Annotated in this window: 7 protein-coding genes and 1 pseudogene; 6 read left to right on the top strand and 2 right to left on the bottom strand. The window is 61.6% G+C overall.

From position 1 onward, the window contains the following. Positions 1-655 precede the first annotated feature (655 nt). Complete coding sequence (locus tag ABG80_RS00380) at positions 656-2,410, top strand: phage integrase family protein (RefSeq protein ID WP_058085829.1); 1,755 nt, start codon at positions 656-658, stop codon at positions 2,408-2,410. Positions 2,411-2,423: 13 nt separating this feature from the next. Then, positions 2,424-3,368 carry a hypothetical protein gene (locus ABG80_RS00375; protein ID WP_235513689.1) on the top strand — a complete coding sequence of 315 codons (945 nt, stop codon included), beginning with the start codon at positions 2,424-2,426 and terminating at the stop codon, positions 3,366-3,368. Positions 3,369-3,387: 19 nt separating this feature from the next. Here ABG80_RS00375 and ABG80_RS00370 read toward each other — a convergent pair whose 3' ends face one another. Together ABG80_RS00370 and ABG80_RS00365 are read right to left on the bottom strand one after the other, a co-directional pair. Continuing rightward, entirely contained in the window at positions 3,388-3,633 is a 246-nt protein-coding gene (locus tag ABG80_RS00370) for a cold-shock protein (protein ID WP_058085828.1), read from the bottom strand. A 53-nt stretch (positions 3,634-3,686) separates the two neighbouring features. Then, positions 3,687-4,850, bottom strand: coding sequence for a hypothetical protein (locus ABG80_RS00365; RefSeq protein ID WP_058085827.1), 1,164 nt, complete (start codon positions 4,848-4,850; stop codon positions 3,687-3,689). A gap of 256 nt (positions 4,851-5,106) precedes the next feature. Between ABG80_RS00365 and ABG80_RS00360 the strand changes: the two genes are divergently transcribed. From ABG80_RS00360 to ABG80_RS00345, 4 genes and pseudogenes are all read left to right on the top strand, one after another. After that, positions 5,107-5,457, top strand: a complete 351-nt coding sequence (locus ABG80_RS00360) for a hypothetical protein (protein WP_235513688.1) — start codon at positions 5,107-5,109, stop codon at positions 5,455-5,457. Between the two features lie 5 nt (positions 5,458-5,462). Further along, positions 5,463-6,209, top strand: a complete 747-nt coding sequence (locus tag ABG80_RS00355; protein WP_058085826.1) for a toxin — start codon at positions 5,463-5,465, stop codon at positions 6,207-6,209. 74 nt (positions 6,210-6,283) lie between these two features. Next, positions 6,284-6,547 (top strand): annotated as a pseudogene (locus ABG80_RS23325) (PAAR domain-containing protein); the annotation flags it as partial. A gap of 277 nt (positions 6,548-6,824) precedes the next feature. Further along, complete coding sequence (locus ABG80_RS00345; RefSeq protein WP_058085825.1) at positions 6,825-7,445, top strand: type VI secretion system amidase effector protein Tae4; 621 nt, start codon at positions 6,825-6,827, stop codon at positions 7,443-7,445. Positions 7,446-7,892: the final 447 nt, after the last annotated feature.

Below are 7,892 nucleotides of genomic sequence, written 5' to 3'. Positions count from 1 at the left end.
CGGTTGGGAGCACATCAACCTCACCGGCGATTACCTCTGGCGCAGCAGCGCCAAGATCGGCGCGGGCAAGTTCAGGCCGCTACGACCGCTGCAACCGGCTTAGCGTGCTTTATTTTCCGTTTTCTGAGGCGACCCCCTGAAGGTGAGGCAATGCTTGAGCGTTTGGCGGCGACCTTGATCGAGGCCAACGTCATTGTTGAGGCCGACAAGGCGCGTTTCGTGCATGCGATCAGTGCCCTGACGGTGGATTGCAGTGGGGCGCCATGGGGGCAGTTTCGTCAGGATGTATCTGAGGCAACCAAGATGGTGCGAGACCTACCATAGGCAAGGAGAGATGCGCATGGTGGGCGCGGCCCAAGCCTGGAATCTCGGATAATCGGGGTCGAGAGGGCTGCTCCACCGCCGGAGAGATACCGTCATGCTCGCCCCCTCTGCCGCTTCAGACCATCAGCCGAACCGGCCACGCCCTCGAGGGCGGCCGCGCGGGAGCGCGACCCAGGATCTCCGGCAGAAGCACCTCGGCCTGCCTCACTTCGCTTTCCTGAGAGCATGGCTCCAAGGCTTTGACCTCGCTCAGGCCTGGGACCGCTTCCTTGCCTTCCAAGGCGAAAGCGGTGACCTGAGGCATGTGCGCGCAACCCGTGCTCGACTGTGGATGCAACTGCTCGACGATGCGCAGGCGCTGAACGACAGCCTGCCGCCTGAACAGCGGATCGACGACGTGCTTGAGAGGCTGCAGAGCCGCGAAAGTAAGCCCAAGCTGGTGGAATTGCCGTCGCTTGAAACCTTCTGCTCTGAGCAGGGGTTGGAGCTCGATTTCTACAGCGAGCAGGAGCTGCTGCAGCTCATGAGGGAGCACTACGGCCTGGACCAGGTCCGTGACGAAAGTGACCAGGAGTCCTTTTCCCAAGACGGGGTGCAAATCAGCCCTCAGGTGAGAGCGCTCAATACGCTGCAGACCTACTTGGCCAAGCCGCTGTTGCCTACCGACAGTATTGCCCTCTGGGTGTCGGCTGCGCTATCCCGGCGCCTTGCTCTGGCCGGCGTGGCCACCGTCGATGACCTGGTGCGCCTGCAGGCAGCCTGCGGGCCGACTTGGTACCGCAAGGTGCAGGGGCTGGGGCAAGTCCGCGCCGATAGGCTTCTGGGATGGCTGCAAAGCCATGGGTTGCTGGATGCAGCCGCGGCAAAGCCTGTGGCAGAGATTGTCGCCACCGCCATCGTGCCGCTAGAGCAGTTGGGTATCCCGCAGGCCCTGCAGGGCCGTTCGGGCGGCTTTCGCGCGATGGGGCCGAATGCCTATGGTGCCGAATGCGATCAGCAGGCGTGGGACGCCTGGCTCAGGCCTTACGAGGGGCAGCCCAGGACCTGGGAAACCTATCGCAGGGAGATCGAGCGTTTCGTGCTTTGGGCGGTTCTGGAGCGCAGCCGCGCCTTGTCCGCCATGACCACGGCCGACTGCCTCGCGTATCGCGATTTCCTGACCAGGCCGCCAGCGCGCTGGGTCAGCGGTGGTGTTCGTCCTCGTAGCGCTGCCAGCTGGCGGCCGTTTCGAAGTGGTGGGCTGGATCCGGTCAGCGTGCGTCACGGACTGGGCGTGGTGCGAAATCTGTACGCGGCCTGGCTGGAGGCCGGCTACGTGGTGGCCAACCCCATGGCCACCGTCTTGAAGCAGGTGAAGTTGCCGGCGCCGGCGGCGGACGCCAAGCGAGGGTTCACCGCAGAGCAGTGGCGGTGGATCCTTGCGCAGGTGCCCGTCGTGGCCCAGGGCCTACGAGCCCGCCGCCTGGCTGCGTTGCTGCGGCTCTTGACGGAAACAGGGCTTCGGCTCGATGAGCTCGTCCGGGCCAGGATGGGGGCCTTGGAGCCGATCCATCTGGAGCCTGAGCCCGATTCGGGCCATACTGAAGAGGAGCTGGCCTACTTGCTTCACGTCGAGGGGAAGGGGGGGAAGCCCCGTGTCGTGCCCATGTCGGCCGCGTTGGTCGACCAACTGCTCGAGCTCCACCAGTTGGTCGACCAGGTGAACCCTGCCGCCGGCAGCTGTGCCGACTTGGAGCGCCCGCTGCTGGGAGCCCTGCAGGGGCCGGTGGGCCAGCGCGGAGGCGAGGCTCGCGTGGCGATGGGGCGGGCGGGCCTGTACAAGCTGCTCAAGCGGTTCTTCCGGCGCCTGGCACGCCTGGCGGTCAAGCAGGGGCGTCAGGACGCTGATCGGTTGGCGGCGGCCTCTACGCATTGGCTCAGGCACACGTTCGCGCGCCAGGCAATCGCTCAAGACGCCCCGATCGGGGTCGTTCAGGAGGTACTGGGCCATTCCAGTCAGAGGACAACCAGCGAGATTTATGTTTTGCAGGAGCGGACCAGGCTGGTAAGGGCGATGCTGCAGGTGCACAGGACGGGACGCACCTGATGACGGCACGGTGGTGAAATATTCGATACTTGGACCCTTTGCGTTCCTGCGCAACGGGAGAGTAATCATGGGAGAGGCAAGACGACGCAAATTGCTGGCGGGCAGCAATTCGGTGCCCGATAAGCTCTGGCCTTTGAGCAACCCGACAGCTCAACAGCAACTCGAAACTTGGTTCACCCAGCGCGGAGTCGATCCGTCGAGGCCTGGGTTGCACGATACAGCCGAGTTCCTTCGCGTTGAGGCGCTGGATCCCACGGCCATGAACATGGCCGCACGCCTCGTCGAGGCTCGTAGCTATTCCGCTGACGAGCTGCTGCAGGCCGAGCGAAAGATTCTGGCCGCGACTGAGGCTATCGCAAGTCGCGTTGCACGTGACGGGCGCCCCGGGCTGTGCGTGGTGGCCTCGGGCGTGTTGTCTCGGATGCTGGACGAACTGGGCGTGTGGAACTACACCGCCAAGTCCAACCTGGCAATCTACTTTCCAAGGTCCGTGTCGGTCGAGCCGCGCTACTTCTACTCGATCGACACAGGGCAGTTTGTGGCTCCGCACGCGATTGTGGTGGCCCCGCCATTCACCGTGGTCGATGTCACGGTGAAGCATCAGATGTACGACCTGGACGCGATGGTTCGCTGGTTACCTCCGATCGCGGCCACCAAGGCGTTTCGTCCCTACCGCGTGACGCCGAATGAACTTGTCTCTCCTGAAGCTCGGGCTGCACTGAGGATGAGCGGCGATACGGCCCAGAGCTTCCTGTCGCGAGAGAAAGCCTCCATGTTGGAAGTGATGGCACAACTACCCTCGCGAGAACTAGCTTTGGACGGCGGGCGTTTGGGCTATGGGCTGATCGCGGTTGGTGGGTATCAGGAGCGCCTGAACGATTTGCATGGCAAGAACTGCAGTATCGATGGACTGACGCCTATGGAGATTTTTGAGCAGGACGTGCTGCCCAGGCTCTGAGATGCCTCTGTCCGCTGCGCTACGCGGAGGCAGCCATGTTGTCGGGCTCGACAGCCGACAGCCCTACGACACGAACCGTCTGAGCTATGTAGCCCTTGTCGGAGCGGGCCAGATCAAATTCAACCTTCGTGTCGGGCTCCAAGGTCCGAAAGCCAGTCATCTCGATCGAGGAGAAGTGTACGAACACATCTCCATCGACATCTGACGCTGTGATGAAGCCATAGCCCTTGGCATCATTGAACCACTTGACCTGTCCGATTGGCATAGCCACCTCCTTATCTTCTCTCTCGTTTGCGAGCAAATTTTAAGGCAACAGCCTTACAGATCACGCTCGCTGCTGCCGGCCCAGATCCGGTGCTGCGCTTGCATCTCAGCTTTTACCTCAGTGACTTGCTCCGCCACCGGCCGGGTATCCGTGCGCTTCGAGGCGATTCGACGAGCGGCGTTGATAACCAGCCAGGCTTGGTAGTCATGGAATGGATTGAGGCCTACCAGGTTGCCCAGCAGATCATCTGGTGCCGGCGGCGCCGTTTTGACGCGGCAGAAGAGTGCGCTGGCGCGCTGTAGATCCCAGGCGCTCAGGAACAGCAGCAAGGCGCTCAGCGCAAGCAGAGGGTGGGCTGCAGCGGGTTTCCAGTAGTAGGGGTGTTCCCGAGCCAAGGCGTGTGGCTTCGTCCCTGGTTCGAACAGGTGGTGCGCGGCAAAGGACGCGAGGTGCAACGCCGCATCGTATTTCTCGCGCAGCGCGGAAGGGTCGAGCACCTGTTGGCCAGCATGCTGATCAAGTAGGCGCAGGGGGCGCTCGAGCGATTGCCGCTGGAAGTAGACGTGGGGGCCAATCTCGCTGAAAAGCGGCTCGTTCCGGCGTGCCCATTCGAGCTTGGCGGCGGCCTCCCAGTCGAAGCCGGGCAAAGAGCCGTGTTCTGGGATGAACGACAAGCTGCCGGCGTTCCTGATCGCTCTCGTGGCTTGCATGTCACTGCACCACTGCAATTGCTCGGGCGTCACGTCCAGAAGGATGGTGCGCGCTGCCTTTTCCTCAAGGAACCACAGGCGCATGGCGCGCATTTCTGCCTGGCTGAAGATGCCGGCGGAAATCCCCCGACAAACCAAGTCACGAATCGCCCTTGTCAGGGCGGACTTGTCGCTGGCGAAGCTGGTGAGGTAGTCGGCACCCCTGACGTTCTGCTCGTCGTGGAAGTCGCAGAGGGGGTGGTGGGGATTCCCGCCTTCCGCAGTGCGAAAACGAAAGTGGCCTTGCGCCACGGCCCTGCCAGACCCTTTGGACCTGGCGCTGCGGACCAATGTCGCACCGAGTGCCCCGCAGGCACTGCATTCGACGTCGGTGCCGGCTTTTGCCCGGAGCCAGTCGGGCACGTCAAGCTGCTTGAATGCCTCGGCTGTCTGGAGTCCGTTGAGCTGGAGCCACTGCTCGAGATCAAGCTCTCGCTGAGCTTCTTTGGAGTACGCGGTGATGGGCATTGTTCCTCCTGATGGTCTCGTGTGGCCAAGCCGCCATCACGCCGGGATTTTGTCCTCCATCTGGAAAGTCGCCCCCCTGGAGGAAACGTGAAATCTATGAAAATCGGACATGCCCGCTGCGAATTTGAGCTCCAAAATTGGCCGCGCATTTTTGACGTGGTGTGGAAATCACAATAAAATTGTTGTAGCGAATTTCGCAACGCTCCCAGAGAGCGATGCAAAAAACGCACACCACGTCACCGCGTAGGAAGTCACCATGGCCAAAGCCAAAATCGTCGAAGTAGTTCAGGGCTCTGCCGTCAAGGCAGCGGTGCCCGTCTCGGGCGGTTGGGTTCTCGTGAAAACGGGAGACACCAAGGCGCGGCGAGTCAAGCCGGAAGAAAGCGTCGGCACGCTCGTCATGAAGGCGGCCAAGGCGCTGGGCAAGCCTGGGATTGACCGCTCTGTGGTGTTCGGTGGAGGGGCTTCCCAGCGTTCGGCGAAGCCCGTTTACGCCTACTCGGTCTACGCGGCCGATCCCACCAAATTTGTGCGCGAATCCGAGGATGGCACCAAGACGGTGGGCAAGATGGTCAATGGTAAATTCAAGGTCTTGGCTACCACCTGATCGCCTTGAGCAAGCGCGTTCCTTCTCTTCAAACACTGATCAACAAGGCCTTGGGTGACCGCTCAAGGCCTGTTGCTTTTGTGCTGGCCGGTCACAACGGATCTGGCAAGTCGACGCTCTGGTATGAGCGCCTGGCTGATCGCCTGCAGATTCCGCTCGTCAACGCTGACCGGCTCACCATGTCTATCCTGCCCGAGCCGGAAAACGGTCGCTTGGTGGCGTGGGCCCAGCAGCTTCGTGATCAGAATGAACTCTGGATGAAGCTCTCGCAAGAGGCCGTCAGGGCCTTTGTTCTGAGCATCCAGGCGGCCAAGGCGCCATTCGCGTTTGAGACCGTGTTTTCTCACTGGAAGCGTTTACCTGACGGCTCCTACGATTCGAAATACAAGACGATCAAGGAACTGCAGGAAGCTGGCTACTTTGTCGTTCTCTTGTTTGTCGGCTTGGCCAATGCCGAGATCTCGGTGCTGCGCGTTGGGACTCGTGTTGCCAAAGGTGGGCATGGCGTACCAGAAGAAAAGCTGATGGAGAGGTTTTCCCGTACACAGAAAGCCATCGCACATGCAGCACCTCTGGCCAACATGACGCTGATGTTCGACAACAGCCGTAAGCATGAACAAGCGTTCACGCTGGCTCGAGCTCAGTTGGAGGGGCAGGTCTTGTTCGACTGCCGAGATCCGTCGTTCAACGTCGACCAAGAGCTTCGTGACGTCGCCTCGCATTGGTTGTCGAAAGTTGCACCGACTGCTTGACGAACCGGCGGCCAGCTAGCCCTTGCGGCACCCCTGCTACAGTGCTGACAAACGCACAAATGCAGGAGAGCAGCATGGGACGGCCTTTCATCGTCCTGGGCGACCGTACCGACCACGGAGGTGTGGTGGTGGGCGCCGCAGGAACAACGGAGACGCATGGCAAGCGGATCGCTCGCGTGGGCGACCAGGTCACTTGCCCCAAGAAGGGACACGGCGGCACCTCGGTGATCGTCACCGGCGATCCGACGATGATCATTGACGGGCAGCCGGCCGCGCGTCATGGGGACAAGTGCGCGTGTGGAGCCACGCTCATCGCCAGCCAGGTCGTGTCGACCACGTCGGATGGTGGGGCCTCGAACCCCGCCGCAGCGAGCGCAGAGCAGGCCGCTAAAGCAGCAACTGCAGGTTTTGCTGCACCCAGGCCAGATGTCCGCATCACCTACGACGAGAAGACAAGGCTTGAAGTTGCTGGCGACACGGCCATGCTTGTCGGGCTACCGTGGTTCGTGAAGACTCTGTCCGGTCAGACGCATGCTGGCCGGCTGGACCAGAGCGGCGAGTTGCCCCGCATCGTGACCTCCTCTGAGGAGGACTACGAGGTCTTTTGGGGTGAGGATGCCCTCGAGCTCATGGAGGGCAACTGACGTGGCCACGGCCCTCAGGCAGAAGGCGCGGGTGCGGACCAACGCAACTCCCCAGTCCATTTGCGCCATTCAGATCAGCCCGGTTCGGTTCACTGGGCTGTGGGCCGCTTATCCGAAGGAGCGTGACCCGTACCGCGACGCGCAAGGCAAGGTCCCCGCGGCGTTCGAGAATCAGTGCGCGATCCGGATGAGCGTCAGCCTGCACCAGGTGGGTGTGACGATGAAGTCGTTCAAGGGGGCTGCTGTGCAGCTGGAGGGACAGCGCGCAGCTATCCGGGCCGAAGAGTTCGCCGCATGGCTGAAGCTGCAGCCATTCTGTGGTCTGCCGAACAAGCCACAAGCCATCACTGGGCCGGATTGGCAGCAGAAGATCAAAGGCAAGACCGGCATCATCTTCTTCAAGGACTACTGGGCTCGCGACGGCGAGGTCAGCCACGCGTCAGGCGATCACGTCGACCTGTGGAACAAGGATCGGTTGACGCCGAGCTTTGCCAGCTTCATGAGATTTACGGTGGGTCTTCGAGGCAGCACCATCCTCGGCTTCTCGGACCTCGGCAAGGCCAAGGAAATCCTCTTTTGGGAGATCAAGTGACAACACGGGCCAGATCCGCAGGTTTCTTCTTCCTGGCCGGCGTGGGGTTCGTGGTGCTAGTCGATGCGCTCTCAACCGTGGCATGCAACGACTCGTGTCCGGCTTGGTTCTCATGGGTGGTGACTGCTCAGCTGCTGTTTCCCTTGGTTTGGGCGGTGGTTGGTGGCGCTGCACCACAAGGGCGCCGCTTCATTTGGTTTGTGGCCACGATGGCTCTGTCCGCAGCAATCGTGTATGCAATCCACCAGCAGACCTTGAGCTTCACAACGCGAGCCCTCAGTGGATGACCTGGCCGCTATGCCGAAGGCGAGTGAGGTTGCCCCCGAAAAGTGGAGTTCTTAGCTCATGACCACAATGCTGGAAAGGAGCGAAGAAATGGTCGACAAGCAGGTACGTGGCAAGTACACCCTGGAGTACAAACTGGAGGCTGTCAGGCAGGTCAAGGCC

It is taken from the genome of Aquabacterium parvum (assembly GCF_001447195.1).
Classification (GTDB): domain Bacteria; phylum Pseudomonadota; class Gammaproteobacteria; order Burkholderiales; family Burkholderiaceae_C; genus Aquabacterium; species Aquabacterium parvum.
The sequence above is the reverse complement of the archived record's forward strand: the minus strand, read 5'-3'. Positions and strand labels throughout refer to the sequence as shown.

Excerpts from the sequence above, each read along its gene's own strand:
- ABG80_RS00380 (WP_058085829.1), top strand. The coding sequence starts at position 656 with ATGCAACTGCTCGACGATGCGCAGGCGCTGAACGACAGCCTGCCGCCT.
- ABG80_RS00370 (WP_058085828.1), bottom strand. The coding sequence starts at position 3,633 with ATGCCAATCGGACAGGTCAAGTGGTTCAATGATGCCAAGGGCTATGGC.
- ABG80_RS00365 (WP_058085827.1), bottom strand. The coding sequence starts at position 4,850 with ATGCCCATCACCGCGTACTCCAAAGAAGCTCAGCGAGAGCTTGATCTC.
- ABG80_RS00360 (WP_235513688.1), top strand. The coding sequence starts at position 5,107 with ATGGCCAAAGCCAAAATCGTCGAAGTAGTTCAGGGCTCTGCCGTCAAG.
- ABG80_RS00345 (WP_058085825.1), top strand. The coding sequence starts at position 6,825 with ATGCCCTCGAGCTCATGGAGGGCAACTGACGTGGCCACGGCCCTCAGG.